Here is a 15,356-nt window from a genome sequence, read left to right as displayed (position 1 = left end):
CGCCGCTTAGGATCGAAAATTAAATAAAACAGCTAAGATTGCCGCCGGAGGCTTTTTATCGAGCTGAATAGTTACAATTTATTTTGTATTCGTTTCTTCGTTTTTTTCTATGTCAGACCTTGAGTCCTTTCTATTCCCTCCATTTTGTGATGCCCGGATTGTGTCAGTGGCTGTTTGTTTTCACCTGGAGCCTTTTTTTATTGTCTCCGGAGGCCCTGATGGATTTTCTGTGGAGAGTCCCATGTCCCCTTCCCATCCCCCCGTGAAGACGTCGGATCTTTTGGTGAAAGCCCTCGAAGAAGAGGGGGTACGGCATGTGTTTGGCGTGCCCGGTGAGGAAAATCTTGATTTTCTGGAGTCCCTCCGTACCTCATCCATTGCGTTGGTGTTGACCCGTCATGAGCAGGCCGCCGCCTTTATGGCTGCGACGTATGGTCGGCTCACCGGTCGGGCGGGGGTGTGCCTTGCCACCCTGGGACCCGGCGCGACGAATCTGGTGACCGGCGCCGCCTATGCCCGTCTCGGCGCCATGCCCATGGTGATGATTACCGGTCAGAAGCCCATCACTCGAAGCAAGCAGGGGCGCTTTCAGATGGTGGATGTGGTGAGCATGATGCGGCCTCTGACCAAATTTACCCGTCAGATTGTCCACGGCAACACCGTTCCAGCGCTGGTGCGGGAAGCCTTCCGGCTGGCCGAAGAGGAGCGTCCCGGACCGGTGCATCTGGAACTTCCCGAGGATATCGCGTCCGAAATGATCGAAGACTGGCATCTTATCCCGCGGCGGGAGCCCTGCCTGAATTGTGCCTCCGAGTCTTCGGTGACCCGGGCGGCAGAGATGATTCAGGAGGCGGTCTCACCGCTTCTTCTGATTGGGGCGGGGACCAACCGGAAGCAGGTGATCGAACCCCTGAAAGCTTTTGTGGAGAAGACCGGTATTCCATTTTTTAACACCCAGATGGGCAAGGGGGTCATCGGGGGTGCCCACCCTTTATATCTTGGCACCGCGGCTCTTTCCGACAATGATTATCTGCATTGCGCCATCGATCGAGCGGATCTGGTGATCAACGCCGGTCACGATGTGGTGGAAAAACCTCCATTTTTCATGCGGCACGGGGGCAAGAGGGTGATCCATGTCAACTACAGCCCGGCAGAGGTGGACACCGTTTATTTTCCCCAACACGATGTGGTGGGGGACATCGGCCATACCTTTCGGCGGTTGATCGAACAACTTGTGGTCTCGGAACATCATGACTTCTCCTATTTTATGAAAATCCGCCAGGAGGTCCTCAAGCATATCACCATGGATGTAGACTCTCCGCGTTATCCGTTGCTGCCGCAGCGCGTGGTGGCAGATGTTCGTAAGGTGCTTCCCGCCGACGGTATCGTCGCCCTTGATAACGGCATTTACAAGTTATGGTTTGCCCGAAATTACCGAACCAACAAAGACAACACCATTCTTCTGGATAATGCCCTGGCCACCATGGGGGCGGGGCTCCCGTCGGCCATGGCGGCGGCCATGCTCAATCCCACGCGGCGGGTGATGGCTGTGTGCGGGGACGGAGGTTTTATGATGAACTCCCAGGAGATGGAGACCGCTGTGCGGCTGGGACTCAATCTGGTGGTGCTGGTTTTAAGAGACAATGCCTACGGGATGATTCGCTGGAAGCAGGCCATGCTGGGGTTTGCCGACTGGGGGCTGGAGTATGGGAACCCTGATTTTGTCCTTTACGGGAGGGCCTATGGGGCGGGTGGACACCGTGTGGAGAGCGCGGAGGGGTTTCTTCCCCTCATGGAGCGGTGTTTTCAGGAGGGGGGCGTTCATCTGATTGAGGTGCCGGTGGATTATTCCGAGAATCAGCGGGTGCTCATTGATGAGTTGGCGGCCAGGGTGTGCCTGTTATAGGGACGGGGATAGAGGATAGGGCGGGCGTCGTGGCACCTTCATCGTTTAATCCTCAGGCGGTGCTGGTTTTTGGTGTGCCCCACCTTCCTACAAATTATCAACGGTGTTGTTTTCCGGGCGCGCCGTGCTCCGCCGCGGCAGTTAGGCGATACCGGTGATAGAAAATCATTGGTTGGGATGAGAGAACGTGTGTGTGGCGAGTTCTTTTTAGAGAGGGTGGTTCAAGCCAGGGCATGGCCCCGGCCAAAAAGCCGCACCGGAGTGCGGCGCTCCGTTTGAGTAACGTCTTGAGTCCACGTTGCGGGTCTATTTAATTGGCTGTGCCATGAACCGAACACCCAACATTACCGTAAGGAGGATGTTATGAGAGTGGAAGTGCGATCCCCGTGGGATGGCGGTATTTTGGAAACACTTCATCTGGGGGGTGCCGAGGTCGTGGACGATGTATTGAAACGAGCCACGGGTGTCTTTAAGAATGGAAAGGCCTGGCTGCCTGTATGGGAACGCAAGGAGATTCTGCTGAAAACCGCAGCGGACCTCAGGCTCAATCAGGAAGCGTTTGCCCTCACCATCGCAAAGGAGGGGGGAAAGCCCTTGCTGGATGCCAGGGTTGAGGTGACCCGGGCCATCGGCGGTATTGAGCTGGCCGCTGAGGAGATGGGCAGGATGGGGGGACAGGAAATTCCCATGGGGTTGAACCCGGCCTCGTCCAAGCGCCTTGCCGTCACAACACGGGAACCCATCGGCGTGGTGGCAGCCATCAGCGCGTTCAATCATCCGTTAAATCTTATTGTACACCAGGTGATTCCGGCCGTGGCGGTCGGCTGCCCTGTCATCGTGAAACCCGCCACAAAGACCCCTCTCTCCTGTCTCGCGTTGGTGGAGCTGCTGCACAAAAATGGCCTTCCCGACGCCTGGTGTCAGGTGGTGCTCCTTGGTCGATCCGATGCCGAGGCCCTGGCCACGGATGCGCGTGTGGCTTATTTCAGCTTTATCGGTTCGGCCGGGGTGGGGTGGGATTTGAGGCGCAAGCTCGCTCCCGGAACCCGATGCGGCTTGGAACATGGGGGTGTGGCCCCGGTGATCGTGGGGGAGGACGCCGATCTGGATCTTATGGTACCTCCTTTGATGAAAGGGGGGTTTTATCACGCAGGTCAGGTGTGCGTCTCGGTTCAGCGTGTCTTTGCAGCGAAGGGCATCGCCGATGAGCTGGCGGCAAAGATGGCCCAGGCCGCTTCGACCCTTACCGTGGGAGATCCCACCGACGCCAGCACCGATGTGGGCCCTTTGATTCGTTCCGGGGAGGCGGATCGGGTGCATGGATGGGTGCATGAAGCCGTGAAAGCTGGCGGGCTGGTGCTCTGTGGTGGTGTCAAGGTGGCGGAATCTGCCTATGCCCCCACGATTCTGATGAACCCTCCCGACACGGTGCGGGTCTCTACCGATGAGATCTTCGGACCGGTGATCTGCGTCTACCCCTGCGAGTCCATGGACGAAGCGGTTCAACGGGCCAATCATGTGGAGATGGCCTTTCAGGCGTCGGTCTTTACCCAGGATATCGATACCGCCCTGGGGGTGGCCCGTCACTTGGACGCCTCCGCCGTCATGATCAACGATCACACGGCCTTCCGGGTGGACTGGATGCCCTTCGGCGGCAGGCGGCAGAGTGGATTGGGGGTGGGAGGGATCGGTTACACCATGAGGGAGATGACCCAGGAAAAGATGATTGTGATTCATCACCGATAAGTGGCGTCTGAATGGGGTAAATCGTGCTTGATAGAGGCCGAAATAACACGCCTGAAACCTGCCATTTTACAGGTGGGTTATCCTTGCCTGATAAGGACTGCGGGGCTGTTCAAACAAGCGACGGTATTGTATAGTCTTTTAAATGGATTGTCATGAATGCTCAACGGATTGTGTACCGATCTTAATCCGGATCCATCCGTACCTGTATTTTATCTCGTCGTGATTATTCACAGGCGACTCATGTCCCATGATCTCAGGTGTTCATGGATACGTCATGGAAACCGGGCTTAAGGCGCGTGTAGGTGGGATGGAAACCACATCATAAAAGGAGAGACATCATGAAGAATCGATGGATCCTGGCCGCTGTGGCCGTGTTGATTTTAACAGGGGTTGGCGTGGCCCATGCCATGATGCCCGAACCCAACCCCGATAAACTCTGGCGTTACATCACCCACTCGTCCGCCTATGATACCTGGGGCTTCTGGGGAGACCACGAGGGGCTTCAACCGGGAGGCGCGCCCCACGGTCCCTATCATAAGGTCTATGTGAACAAACGGGGTCTTTATTCCATGAACGCACCGGTCCAGTACGGCACCCTGATCGTCAAGGAGAATTACGGCGATGCGATGGGAAAGGACTTGAAAGCCGTCACGGTCATGTACAAGGTGAAGGGCTACAATCCGGAGGCTGGAGACTGGTACTGGGTAAAATACAGCCCCAAGGGGGTCGCAGAGAAATACGGAAGGCCGCAGGGGTGTATCAATTGCCACGCATCTCTCGTAGACAACGATTATGTCATGGTTCATGACTTTGGGGGAGAAGACGAATAGGGTGTTGGTGACTTACCACGATAAAAAGCCGAATCGGTAGATGGCTATGGATTGGATGACTGAGGCGATGTGGCCCGGCTTATGGGCTGTATCGCCTTTTTTGTGCTTCCGGGAGCTGAGGGTTTGAGTCTGGGCAAAATATACCCTTGCAGGGAAACGGAGGGGATCTGTCTTATCGCTTAGTATGTCTAATTGATGTGAGTTGCCGGCGACGTAAATACTTGACTTTATTTTTTTGGGTATAGATATTGATCTCTGTAAAGAATGACGGGAAATCCTTTATTGAAAGACTGTTGATGGGAAGGCTCATCAGCAGGCCCGTTATGGCTATTAGGATGCAGGGAAGGAAAATCTGTTATGCGTGTCATTCGTTTTGCAGTAGCAATTGCCATTGTGATGATGATGTCTGGAACAAGCGTCGCCGAACCTCTTCGTATGGGAATTGGTCTCAGCGTGGATGACGACAAAGGGACAATCTATTTTCCCATCGAGAAGGGGCGGTATGTGGTGGAGCCCATGATTCGTGTGTCATGGGACGAGAAGGATATGGACGGCGTTTCGAGTAGCGTTAGGGGCACGTCCACAGATATTTTCACGGAAGATGAATCCTTAGACAGCCGGATGTACAAAGCCGGGGTTGGGTTCTTCAGGTCTGTTGACCTTGTGGAGAAGACGCGCATGCTTGTGGGCATGCGCGTCGGTTATCAATACATGAAACGTGAGGCGGATGTTATGCGTGAGTATTCGTCCGGTAAGCAGTCCAGTCGCGTTTTTAATGAGGACCTTGATGGTGCATTCATCGAGCCTCTTGTCTCCTTGGAGTATGCTTTGACCGGCCATGTTTTTTTGGGCGGGACCGTTTCGGTATCGTATGCGCGATTGACCGGAAGTCATGATGAGATAATGCGAGACAAGTCTGACTCCGGTGATGTCTCTGTGTTGCGAGTTGACGAGGACATCACCCAGTCGACCTCCTCAACCGAGACCGTGTTATATGTGAAATACTATTTTTAATTTTTATTACCGTTAAGGTAACATTACAGAGAAGTCATTTGTTCTGTTGTGGCATGTCGGTATAAAGTGACCGCATATTCGCCCTTGGGTGGAGATGCGGTTTTTTTATGGGCGCTTTTGAGTGAACAATGTGGTTTACTCGCAGACGCAGTTTTGTTCCGCTTGAAATCTGTACTTAAAATGATTATATATTTTTTGCTTGTAGCCTGCTTTCGTTACAGTAGCCCTGCCGCCGCATGCATTAGATTCCAAAGATAAAACCTGTTTGGCAACCTTTTCAAAAGGTTGGCCCCCGGCAGGACCGCTGGAGGCACCCTTTTTTTATACATTGATTATGACATGTTCGGGTTGAACATTACGTCTGAATAGACTGGAGAGACTCATATGGAAGAACTCAAAGCAAAAGTGGAAGAGGCCCACGAGCGGATCAACGCCGTTCGGCAGGAGATCGGCAAGGTGCTTGTGGGGCAGACGAAGCTGGTGGACGGGCTGCTCATGGGGCTCTTTACCCGCGGCCATATCCTCATCGAAGGGGTTCCGGGGCTTGCCAAGACCAGCGCCGTGAAAGCCGTGGCCGACGTCGTGGACGCCGCTTTCAAGCGGATTCAGTTCACCCCGGATCTCTTGCCTGCCGACCTGGTGGGGACTGAGATCTATCGCCCACAATCGGCTGATTTCGTTACGCGAAAGGGGCCTTTGTTCCACAATATTATTCTGGCCGATGAGATCAACCGGGCACCCTCCAAGGTGCAGTCGGCTCTTTTGGAAGCGATGCAGGAGCGTCAGGTGACCATCGGGGACCAGACCTTTCCCCTGCCCGAACCTTTTTTGGTCCTGGCCACCCAGAACCCCATCGAGCAGGAGGGGACCTATTCGCTTCCCGAGGCCCAGGTGGACCGCTTCATGTTCAAGCTCCTCGTGGACTACCCCAGCAAGTCTGAAGAGAAGGAGATCATGCGCCGGGTGGGGTTTCAAACCCCGGAAGTGATTTCTCCGGTCATTAAGCCCTCGGAGCTCTCAGAGATTTTTGATTTGATTCACACCATTTATATGGATGAGAAGCTCAGAGATTATATTGTGGAGCTGGTGTGCGCCACCCGCGAGCCGGCAACCGTGGACGGCGACCTGGCCCAGTGGATTCGCTTCGGGGCCTCTCCTCGCGCCACCATTTTTCTGAGCCTTGCCGCAAGGGCATGGGCCTTCCTCCAGGGTCGCACCTACGTGACGCCCCAAGATGTGAAGCAGATCGCCCCGGCCGTGCTTCGTCACCGGATTATTCCTTCCTATGAGGCGGAAGCCGAAGATATCACCACGGACACCATCATCGAGCGGCTCTTTGAGAGGGTGGAGGTGCCCTGATATGCTTGCCGCCGAGGTTTTGAAAAAGATCAAACGGATCCATATTCGAAGCAGCCGCATGGCCGACACCATGATGGCGGGGCACTACCGCTCCGTCTTCAAGGGGGCGGGCATGGAGTTTGAAGAGGTGCGGGAGTACTCTCCCGGAGATGAGATCCGCAGCATCGACTGGAAGGTCTCCGCCCGGATGGGGCGCCCTTTTATCAAACAATTTCGCGAAGAGCGCGAAATGGTGGTGATGCTTCTCATCGACATGAGCCGCTCGGGCTTCTTTGGCACCGGTGAAAACCTCAAAGTGGACAAAGCCGCAGAAGTGGCTTCGGTGCTGGCTTTCAACGCCATCAAGAACGGGGACAAGGTGGGGGCGATCTTTTTTACCGATAAGGTGGAGCAGTACATTCCGCCCAAAAACGGGACGGCCCACATCTGGCGCGTGATTCGGGAAATTTTTACCTTCAAACCCGAATCCCGGGGGACCGACATCGACGAAGCCGTGGCCTTTCTGGGCCGGGTCTGTCGAAAGCGGACGGTGAGTTTTGTGATCTCCGATTTTCTCGCGGAGTCCTGCACCCGCACCTTGCGGCTTGTGGGCAAGAAACACGAGCTTATCTCCATTCTTCTTTCAGACCCCGGTGATTTTCTCCTGCCTGGGGCCGGCCTTCTCACCGCGCGGGATTTCGAAACCGGCCAGACCGTGCTCCTTGATCTTTCGGATCGGCGGTGCCGGGAAAAAATTCGCGAGATTAAACTGGCGGAGAAGGCGGAGATCATGGATGAGATGAAACGCGCGGGGGTGGACCTGATCGATCTCTCCACCGAAGCCTCCACCACCGATGCCCTCACCCGCTACTTTACCTGGCGGGAAGGGAGGCGAAGATGATGAAACGTCTGATTCCTGTGACCACTTTGTTCGTTTTCTTGTTTCTTTTTATGTTGGCGCCTTTTCTCTATGCTGACGAGGTCTCCCAGGCCCCTTTGTCACCTTCTGTTCCACCGCAAGCCGTGGAAAAAGCCCCCATGACCGATATTCACGATATTGCTTCGCCGTTGTTCACCGGGCTCTCCTCGGGTGCGAAAAAGGCGATGATTTATGGTGGGATAGCGGCTGGGTTGGTGCTTTTGGCCCTGGTTGGCCTCTGGCTCTGGTTTCGACGGAAACAAGGGGCTAAAAAAGCGGCTGAGATCTTTCAGCCCCCCGATGCCCTGGCCCATATGGCCTTTGATCGTATCGAGCCCCTTTTGAGCCGAGACGGAAAAGCCTTTTACTTTGAACTCTCTGAAGCCACCAAGCACTACCTCAAAGGGCGTTTTGGGTTTAACGCCCCGGAGATGACCGCCGAAGAGCTGTTGCCGAAATTTTTGGATCTTGCGGTCAGTCCGGCTCAGAAAAACAGGGTCTCCACCCTCTTCGCCCATGCCGAGCCCGTCAAGTTCGCAGGGGTCGCCCCGGATTCTACGGACATGGCCGAGGATTTGTCAGAGATCCGTTGCTTTGTCACGGAAACGTCACGGCAATCTGAGGAAGAGGAGGCGTAAGGAGAGGTAGCCCAAGGCTTCGACGGTGTGCTTTTCCGGGCGCGCCGCGCTCCGTCGCGGCATGGATGGGATACCGGTGGAGGCATGCCATTCGTTGGGATAAAAGAACGGGTGTGTGGCGAGTTTTTGCTGTGTAGGTGGTTCATGTCGGGACAAGCCCCCGACAAAAAGAGCCGCGGCGGAGCACGGCGCGCCCAGATCATGGTGACGTGGCCGTCAGGCTGCAGGAAAAAATAAATGTACGATTTTGCCATAATCCTGCTTTCAAGGTGGCTCACCTTGCCGCCGGAGGCATTTTTTGCTTTTTTTTGAAGCCCTTAATCGAAATCGTTTAATCATAAAAAGGCATTCATATGTTCGAGTTCGGAACGCCGTGGGCGTTTATTTTAATCGTTGTTTTTCCGCTCCTCTGGTGGGTGCGGCGGCGAGGGGTTGCCCCTGCGCTTCGGGTCTCCACCACGGTTCCGTATTCCCTTGCGGGGCGCTCCTGGGCTGTCTCGGGGGCCAAGCTGGTTCCGCTTTGTGCGGTTCTGGCCCTTCTTTTGATGATTGTGGCGCTGGCGAGGCCACGGCAGGGGGTTGAACACAGCCTGGTGAAGACCGCCGGAGTGAATATTGTCATCGCCCTGGATACCTCGGGCAGCATGGCGGCGCTGGATTTTAAGAACGAGGGCAAGGTGGTGGACCGTCTTGAGGCCGTGAAACAGGTGGTGGATCGCTTTGTGGCGGGCCGAAGCGGGGACCGCATCGGCCTGGTGGTCTTCGGTACTGAAGCCTTTACCCAGATTCCGTTGACCCGGGATTACAACACCATCTCGTCGATCCTCGAAGAGATTGAGATCGGCGCAGCGGGCGAGCAGACGGCCATTGGAGATGCCTTGGGTATTTCTCTCAAACGTCTGGAGGATATTGAGAGCAAATCAAACATCATCGTGCTCTTGACCGACGGGGAGAACAACGCGGGGGAGCTCTCTCCCGACCTCTCTGCGGAGCTCGCGGCAAAGCGGGGCGTCAAGGTGTATACCATCGGTGTGGGCACCGAGGGCAAGGTGCCGTTCCTGGTGGATCATCCGCTTTTTGGAAAACGCTATGTCTATCAGGAAGTCTCTATGGATGAGGGAACCCTGAAATCCATCGCAAAAAAGACTGGCGGGTTCTATTTCCGAGCCGAGGACGCCGAGGCTTTGGAAAAGATCTGGGCCACCATCGATCGCATGGAGAAGAGCGAGGTGGAGGTGACCTCCTGGACAGAGTATCGGGAGTATTACCGTCTTCCGCTTCTTATCGCGCTGGCTTTTCTTTTAACCTCCGTAACTCTGGGTAACACACGATTTTTGAGGGTGCCATGACCTTTGCTGAACTTCATATGCTTTATCTGATCTGGTTGGTGCCTGCCGTGGCGGCTTTGTTTGCCTGGGGGGGTGCCCGTCGCAAGCGGATTCTTACTTCTTTTGTCTCCGAAAAAAGTCGGGGCTCCGTGCTTCCTGAAAAGACAGCGGGCAGGCGTCGCGTGAAAGCCGTGCTGATGGTCTGCTCGGTGCTTTTTATGATTCTCGCATTGGCCGGTCCACGCTACGGGTATGTCTGGCAGGACGTGGAGAGAAAAGGGGTGGACATCGTGGTGGCCCTGGACTGCTCCCGAAGCATGCTGGCCGAGGATGTGAATCCTTCTCGCCTGGAGAGGGCCAAACGGGAAATTATCGACCTGCTGGCCATGCTGGAGGGGGATCGCATCGGCTTGGTGGCCTTTGCCGGGGAAGCCTTTCTTCAGTGTCCTCTTACTCTGGACTACGGCTCCTTTAATATCTTTCTGGAGGCGTTGTCCCCGGATTATCTTCCCGTGGGAGGGACAGATCTCGCCGGGGCGCTCACCGTCTCCATGAAGGCTTTTAAGGCTGAGGACGCCACCGACAAAGCGGTGATTCTCATCACCGACGGGGAGAGTACCGGGGGCAACCCCGAAGAGGTGGCCAAAAAAGCAGCTGAGATGGGGGTTAAAGTCTTCACCATCGGCGTGGGAAGCAAAGAGGGCGTGCCGGTTCCCGATCCGTCCGGTGGCTTTAAGAAAAACAGGGACGGCAGTATCCTTCTCTCCAAGCTGGACGCCGGAACCCTGAAACGCATGGCCGCGGTGACCGGCGGCAGTTTTGTGCGTTCGGTTGCAGGCGACATGGACTTAGAGGCCATTTATACCCAGGGGATCCGCAAGACCATGGAGGCCAGGTCCCTTGAGAGTTCCCGCAAGAAAGTGTGGGAAAATCGTTACCAGTGGCTTCTGGGGCTGTCTATCCTCTGTCTTTTATTCTATCTGGGGCTTGGGGATGCCCGGAGAAACGGGGCGACTGTTTTGCTGCTGGCGCTTTGTCTTTTCCTCCCGCAGCCCGCCCGTGCCTTTGATTTGGCATCTTCTATGGAGAAAGGGGTGACGGCTTATGAATCGGGGGATTACGAAGCCGCTTTGACCCACTTCATCGAAGGACAACTCGATGACCCCGACAACCCGGAGATTGATTTTAACATCGGCACCGCTTACTATCGCCTGGGGAAATTTGAGGAGGCGGCCCGGAGTTTTGAGCGCGCCGCTGCTGCTCCGGGGAAGGGCCTGCAAAATAAAGGGATCTACAATCTGGGCAACAGTCAATTTAAAAAGGGGGAGGTGAAGCAGGCCATTGAAAGCTGGGAACGTCTTCTTAAAGAGACCCCTGCCGATAAAAAGCTTACGGAGAACCTCGCTTTTGCAAAGAAAAAGCTCGAAGAGATGAAAAAGCAGCAGGAGCAGAACAAGGATCAGAAAGGCGACGGAGAGCAGAAAGACTCGAAGGACAAGGGTCAGAAAAAAGAAGGGGCTCAGAATAAGGACGGAGATCAGCCGCAGAGTCAGGATTCGAAGAATGATCCGGGTGAGCAGGACAAGCAAGACCCGCAGAGCCCACAGGATCAGCAGAAATCTTCCGGAGGGGATGACGCTCAAGATGAAAAGAGTGGACAGCAGCCTCCCCCACCGTCACCCGAAGCGGGAGAAGAGGCCGGGGGGCAACCCGATGATGCGAAGCAATCCCAGGCTGCCCAGGGCGAACCCATGGACAAGAAACCCGGAGATGAGGAGATGCAGCAGGCCGCCTCTGCCCTCAATCGATTGAAAGACAAACCCGGCGGCGTCATGATGCGACGCACCGAAAAAAGACGTGTGGAAAAGGACTGGTAGATGAAGCGCATGTTATCCATTCTTGGGATGGTCCTTCTCTGTGGACTGAGCGCCTCAGCTGTGTGTGCTGAGGGCGCAAGGGCAGTGGTGGACACCACCCGCTTGAGGCTTGGGGAATCCCTGACCCTGAGGGTGATGGCCGATTTCGATGATCCGAGGGTTGAGATGCCGGAGATGGCGAACTTTCGTGTGTCACCCCGGGGGACCAGCTCCCGGATGCAGATCATCAACGGGAGAACCACCCGGGAGGTGGAGAGTCTTTATCTGTTGGTCCCTCTCCAGGCCGGTGAGTTTGTTATCCCAGCCATTGCCGTTATGGATGGCAGGAAGGCTTACCATACCCAGCCTGTAAGCATTCGGGTGGACGAACGGAGCGCCTCGTCCTCCGTGGATCAGCCCTGGCGGGTCACCGCGGACATATCCAATCCGTCTCCTTATGTGGGGGAACAGGTGGTGTGGACCTTTCGGTTTCAAACGGCGGCCCGTTTTCAGAATGCCCGCCTTGGAAAGCCCGCCTTTGATGGGTTCTCCGCCGAAGAACTCGGCGAAGGCCGGGCCTTTGAGCAGGTGATCAACGGACGACGCTACGCCATTCACGAAGTGAACGAGCTGTTGATTCCCCAGAAACCGGGTCCCCTTGCCATCGCGCCGGCGAGCCTCTCCGTGGCCATTGTCACGGGTCGTTCCCGTCGTTCGTCGGATCCTGTGTTTGACGATTTTTTCGGAAGCCGCAACGTGATGGAGCAGAAACAGCTCACCACAGAGGGGGTGGCCATGGAGGTCAAACCCCTGCCGGTTTACTCCGGTGATGCCCCTTTTTCAGGGCTTGTGGGAACGTTTTCTCTCACCGCCTCTATCGAAAAAGAGAGTGTCAAGGCCGGGGACCCTGTCACCTTGACCCTGACCCTCGAAGGCCGGGGAAATATCCGGGACGCCGCGGCCCCACAGATCTCTCTGCCTGAGGGAATGAAGCATTACGGCGACACCCCCGTGGAGGAGATTGCCCTGGGGCCGGAAGGCTGGCAGGGGAAAAAGACCTTTAAAACAGCCATCGTACCCCTTAAAGCCGGAACGGTGGAGATTCCTCCTGTGACCCTGGTGTGGTTCGATCCGTCCACGAAAACGTATCGCTCCCAGCGCTCCGCCCCCCTTCGTGTTGAGGTCCTGGAAAACAAGGCCGCCGAGCAGGTGGAGGTATTTCAATCCAGTGGGCCGGGAACGACTTTTGGACTGGCCAAAAAAGAGGTGCGCCTGAAGGGGCAGGATATTCTGCCTTTGAAAATGGACGCCGACGCCGTCCGCCATGAGGCGCCCATGGGGATGTCTCGTTTTCTGGCCTGGTTGGGCGGCCCTCTGGGGCTGTTTCTCGTGATCGCCTTTGCTCTGAAACGGTTGACCCGGGATTTAAGCGTGGGGCAAAAACTTGCCCGGAAAGCGATCCTGCAGGTGAAAGAGGCGGAGAAGGCCGTGGGAGAGGGTGAGTTGTTTTATGCGAAACTCCACAGCGCCCTTGCCGCTGTGATGGGCGCTCTTGCCGGCCGGCCCGTGGAGGGCATGACGGGTGAGGACATTCGCAGGATTGTCGCAGGGGTGGGGGGCACCGCCGAAGCCGCAGAGCGTTGTGTGGCGATTTTAGACAGCGTGGAGGCTGCACGATACGGCGGTGGAGCCGAGAGTGAAGGACGCCGGAAAGAAAAGGTGCAGACCCTGATACAGATGATGAAAGAGGTGAAAGCATGAAACGTATCCTGCTGGTCTTAATGTTACTGCTGCCTGCGGTCGCCTTCGGAAGTGATCTCTCCAAGGCTTTTTATGACGGGGTTTCCCAGTACGAAGCCGGGCATTACGATGAGGCCCTTGACAGTTTTCTTACCCTTTCCGGGCAGGGCATTGAAAACGGAAAACTGGCCTACAACATCGGCAACACCTTTATGCAGAAAGGGGACCTGGGACATGCCCTCCTCTGGTACGATCGGGCCCATCGCCTGATGCCAAAAGACCCAGACCTTATCTTCAACCGGAATGTCGCCCTTTCTGAGGTTAAAGATCGGCAGGAGGACCTGGAGAATCCCGTCCTCTCCGTGCTCTTTTTCTGGAAGAAAGGCCTTCCCTTGAAAACCCTGCAGTGGCTGGCCATCGGATCTGGGGGACTCTTCTGGGTTTTGCTCGCCCTGACGATCTTCTGGCGCCGGCCACCCTTGAAAAACGCAACCCTCCTGTGCGGAGCATTTTTTGCCCTTTTTGCTGCCACCGCCCTCTGGGATACCGCCGTGGCAACCCGCGTTCAAAAGGGCGTGGTTCTTCCCGCAGCCGTCTCTGTCCGTTCCGGCCTCTCTGATACCGCCACCGAGCTGTTTACCCTCCACGCCGGAAGCCGGGTCATCGTCGAGCAGGCACGCAGCGGATGGGTCCGCATCGCCTTTTCCGAAGGCAAAATCGGCTGGGTGAAAAAAGAAACGGTCGGGGTGATTTAACAAGGTGGCGTCACCTTGAAAGCGGGTTTGTGAATGCGCTTGGAGAGAACGGCCCCTCCAAAAAAGCCGCACTTCCGTGCGGCTTTTTTTTATACGGATGGAGCGCAGCGACTCCACAACGAAGAACCAGGAACAAAGCACGAAGAACGTTTTTACCCATTTATTGAAATGAAACCACGGATCCTGTGTGTATCGGGCGATACGCGTCTCCCAATTGTGAAATCAACTCTTTCAGGTGGTCCGGCGTTCCGCTGCAGTGGCAGATCATCACGTGGGGAATTTTTTCTTTCAGCAGGTAGTCGGTTGTGACTTGAATCCGCTTTGCGTCTGCTTCCACCCGGTGGGTGCCCCCGATGACGGCATGAATGGGTTCTTTAAAAACGGTTTTTACTTTCTCCAGAATGTTGATCATCCCGGGGTGTGAGCATCCCAGCACCACCACCAGGCCCTGGGTGGTTTTCATGACGAGAATCTGTTCGTCGGAAAAGGTGTCGACCTGACGTTCTCCGTTGCGGTCAACCACAAATCGCGGGTTGACGGTTTCAAGGGGCGTGTTTCTTTCAAAGCCAGTCACCGAATACACACCGGGACGGATCTCGCTTACCTCCTCTTCGATTTCATGGATCACAACCCCTGCCTGCTCAATCTCGCCTTTTGAAAATGGGTTTCCCAGAAAGGCCATGCCCCCGGCCTTAAATCCATATTTTCCATCAAAAAATCCCGGCCTGACAAACAGATGCGTTTCCTGGCCCCCGGTGCACTCCAAAAAGGCCGTGTATCCCCCGGAATGGTCATAATGGCCATGGCTGATGATGACGGATTTGAAGGTTTCCGGGTGGAGCCCGAGTGTTTCTGCATTTTTTAGAAAAAGGTTTGTAGAACCCGTATCAAATAAAAACGATTCTTCACCTGCTTCTATATAAAAAGAGAGCCCATGCTCTGCGTTTAACTGTCTGTTCTCTCCGAGTGAGTCTTCTACCAGGGTCGTGATTGATACTTTCATGGCTGGAGTCCTTATTTTTAGCGAGTACAAAAAGACGATGCGTGGTGAGACACGCGTCTTCGAAAAGGTGAAAGCAGTATGATCGCAGCCTGACAGAGAAGTCAATATTTCATGGAAACCACTATCCCGGATATTTCACGAGTTGGGTGCGCTCATATGCAAGGCATCAGAGCTGAAGATGTAGTGGTTTACCTCAAAGCTCTGATAACGCGGCAGATGAGTGCACCCGGCTCGCCCGAAGGGTGAGAAAATCAAACAGAATACCGTGGATTACATTTTGCAT

At 55.3% G+C, this 15,356-nt stretch carries 12 protein-coding genes; 11 read left to right on the top strand and 1 reads right to left on the bottom strand.

Annotation, left to right across the window (positions count from 1 at the left end):
• Positions 1 to 241 precede the first annotated feature (241 nt).
• The 11 genes from Q1Q75_RS05370 to Q1Q75_RS05320 all read left to right on the top strand — a co-directional run bounded on the left by Q1Q75_RS05370 (position 242) and on the right by Q1Q75_RS05320 (position 14,070).
• Positions 242 to 1,906, top strand: coding sequence for an acetolactate synthase large subunit (locus tag Q1Q75_RS05370; RefSeq protein WP_300668149.1), 1,665 nt, complete (start codon positions 242 to 244; stop codon positions 1,904 to 1,906).
• Between the two features lie 363 nt (positions 1,907 to 2,269).
• Positions 2,270 to 3,652: an aldehyde dehydrogenase family protein gene (locus Q1Q75_RS05365; protein WP_300668147.1), complete on the top strand. Its 1,383-nt coding sequence runs from the start codon at positions 2,270 to 2,272 to the stop codon at positions 3,650 to 3,652.
• Between the two features lie 338 nt (positions 3,653 to 3,990).
• On the top strand, positions 3,991 to 4,482 hold the full coding sequence (locus Q1Q75_RS05360; protein WP_300668145.1) for a cytochrome P460 family protein: 492 nt from the start codon (positions 3,991 to 3,993) through the stop codon (positions 4,480 to 4,482).
• 357 nt (positions 4,483 to 4,839) lie between these two features.
• Positions 4,840 to 5,496: a hypothetical protein gene (locus Q1Q75_RS05355; protein ID WP_300668144.1), complete on the top strand. Its 657-nt coding sequence runs from the start codon at positions 4,840 to 4,842 to the stop codon at positions 5,494 to 5,496.
• 384 nt (positions 5,497 to 5,880) lie between these two features.
• Positions 5,881 to 6,855: a MoxR family ATPase gene (locus Q1Q75_RS05350; protein ID WP_300668143.1), complete on the top strand. Its 975-nt coding sequence runs from the start codon at positions 5,881 to 5,883 to the stop codon at positions 6,853 to 6,855.
• 1 nt (position 6,856) lies between these two features.
• Entirely contained in the window at positions 6,857 to 7,735 is an 879-nt protein-coding gene (locus Q1Q75_RS05345; protein WP_300668142.1) for a DUF58 domain-containing protein, read from the top strand.
• The gene (locus Q1Q75_RS05340) at positions 7,732 to 8,391 is read left to right on the top strand and encodes a hypothetical protein (protein ID WP_300668141.1); all 660 of its coding nucleotides are present in this window, start codon (positions 7,732 to 7,734) and stop codon (positions 8,389 to 8,391) included. Before Q1Q75_RS05345 ends, Q1Q75_RS05340 begins: the two co-directional genes overlap by 4 nt.
• A gap of 353 nt (positions 8,392 to 8,744) precedes the next feature.
• Positions 8,745 to 9,740: a VWA domain-containing protein gene (locus Q1Q75_RS05335; protein WP_300668139.1), complete on the top strand. Its 996-nt coding sequence runs from the start codon at positions 8,745 to 8,747 to the stop codon at positions 9,738 to 9,740.
• The gene (locus Q1Q75_RS05330) at positions 9,737 to 11,596 is read left to right on the top strand and encodes a VWA domain-containing protein (protein WP_300668138.1); all 1,860 of its coding nucleotides are present in this window, start codon (positions 9,737 to 9,739) and stop codon (positions 11,594 to 11,596) included. The genes Q1Q75_RS05335 and Q1Q75_RS05330 overlap by 4 nt, the downstream gene beginning before the upstream one ends.
• Positions 11,597 to 13,336: a BatD family protein gene (locus Q1Q75_RS05325; protein ID WP_300668137.1), complete on the top strand. Its 1,740-nt coding sequence runs from the start codon at positions 11,597 to 11,599 to the stop codon at positions 13,334 to 13,336. It begins immediately after the preceding gene.
• A complete protein-coding gene (locus tag Q1Q75_RS05320; protein WP_300668135.1) occupies positions 13,333 to 14,070 on the top strand; it encodes a hypothetical protein in 738 nt (245 codons plus the stop codon). The genes Q1Q75_RS05325 and Q1Q75_RS05320 overlap by 4 nt, the downstream gene beginning before the upstream one ends.
• A 160-nt stretch (positions 14,071 to 14,230) precedes the next feature.
• On the opposite strand, the gene Q1Q75_RS05315 is transcribed toward Q1Q75_RS05320, so the two are convergent.
• The gene (locus Q1Q75_RS05315; RefSeq protein ID WP_300668133.1) at positions 14,231 to 15,073 is read right to left on the bottom strand and encodes an MBL fold metallo-hydrolase; all 843 of its coding nucleotides are present in this window, start codon (positions 15,071 to 15,073) and stop codon (positions 14,231 to 14,233) included.
• Positions 15,074 to 15,356 lie beyond the last annotated feature (283 nt).

Origin of the sequence: Desulfoluna sp., assembly GCF_030145185.1 — a bacterium.
In the GTDB taxonomy this organism is placed as follows: domain Bacteria; phylum Desulfobacterota; class Desulfobacteria; order Desulfobacterales; family Desulfolunaceae; genus Desulfoluna.
The sequence above is the reverse complement of the archived record's forward strand: the minus strand, read 5'-3'. Positions and strand labels throughout refer to the sequence as shown.

Coding starts and splice junctions, on each gene's coding strand:
- Q1Q75_RS05370 (WP_300668149.1), top strand. CDS start 242: ATGTCCCCTTCCCATCCCCCCGTGAAGACGTCGGATCTTTTGGTGAAA.
- Q1Q75_RS05365 (WP_300668147.1), top strand. CDS start 2,270: ATGAGAGTGGAAGTGCGATCCCCGTGGGATGGCGGTATTTTGGAAACA.
- Q1Q75_RS05360 (WP_300668145.1), top strand. CDS start 3,991: ATGAAGAATCGATGGATCCTGGCCGCTGTGGCCGTGTTGATTTTAACA.
- Q1Q75_RS05355 (WP_300668144.1), top strand. CDS start 4,840: ATGCGTGTCATTCGTTTTGCAGTAGCAATTGCCATTGTGATGATGATG.
- Q1Q75_RS05350 (WP_300668143.1), top strand. CDS start 5,881: ATGGAAGAACTCAAAGCAAAAGTGGAAGAGGCCCACGAGCGGATCAAC.
- Q1Q75_RS05345 (WP_300668142.1), top strand. CDS start 6,857: ATGCTTGCCGCCGAGGTTTTGAAAAAGATCAAACGGATCCATATTCGA.
- Q1Q75_RS05340 (WP_300668141.1), top strand. CDS start 7,732: ATGATGAAACGTCTGATTCCTGTGACCACTTTGTTCGTTTTCTTGTTT.
- Q1Q75_RS05335 (WP_300668139.1), top strand. CDS start 8,745: ATGTTCGAGTTCGGAACGCCGTGGGCGTTTATTTTAATCGTTGTTTTT.
- Q1Q75_RS05330 (WP_300668138.1), top strand. CDS start 9,737: ATGACCTTTGCTGAACTTCATATGCTTTATCTGATCTGGTTGGTGCCT.
- Q1Q75_RS05325 (WP_300668137.1), top strand. CDS start 11,597: ATGAAGCGCATGTTATCCATTCTTGGGATGGTCCTTCTCTGTGGACTG.
- Q1Q75_RS05320 (WP_300668135.1), top strand. CDS start 13,333: ATGAAACGTATCCTGCTGGTCTTAATGTTACTGCTGCCTGCGGTCGCC.
- Q1Q75_RS05315 (WP_300668133.1), bottom strand. CDS start 15,073: ATGAAAGTATCAATCACGACCCTGGTAGAAGACTCACTCGGAGAGAAC.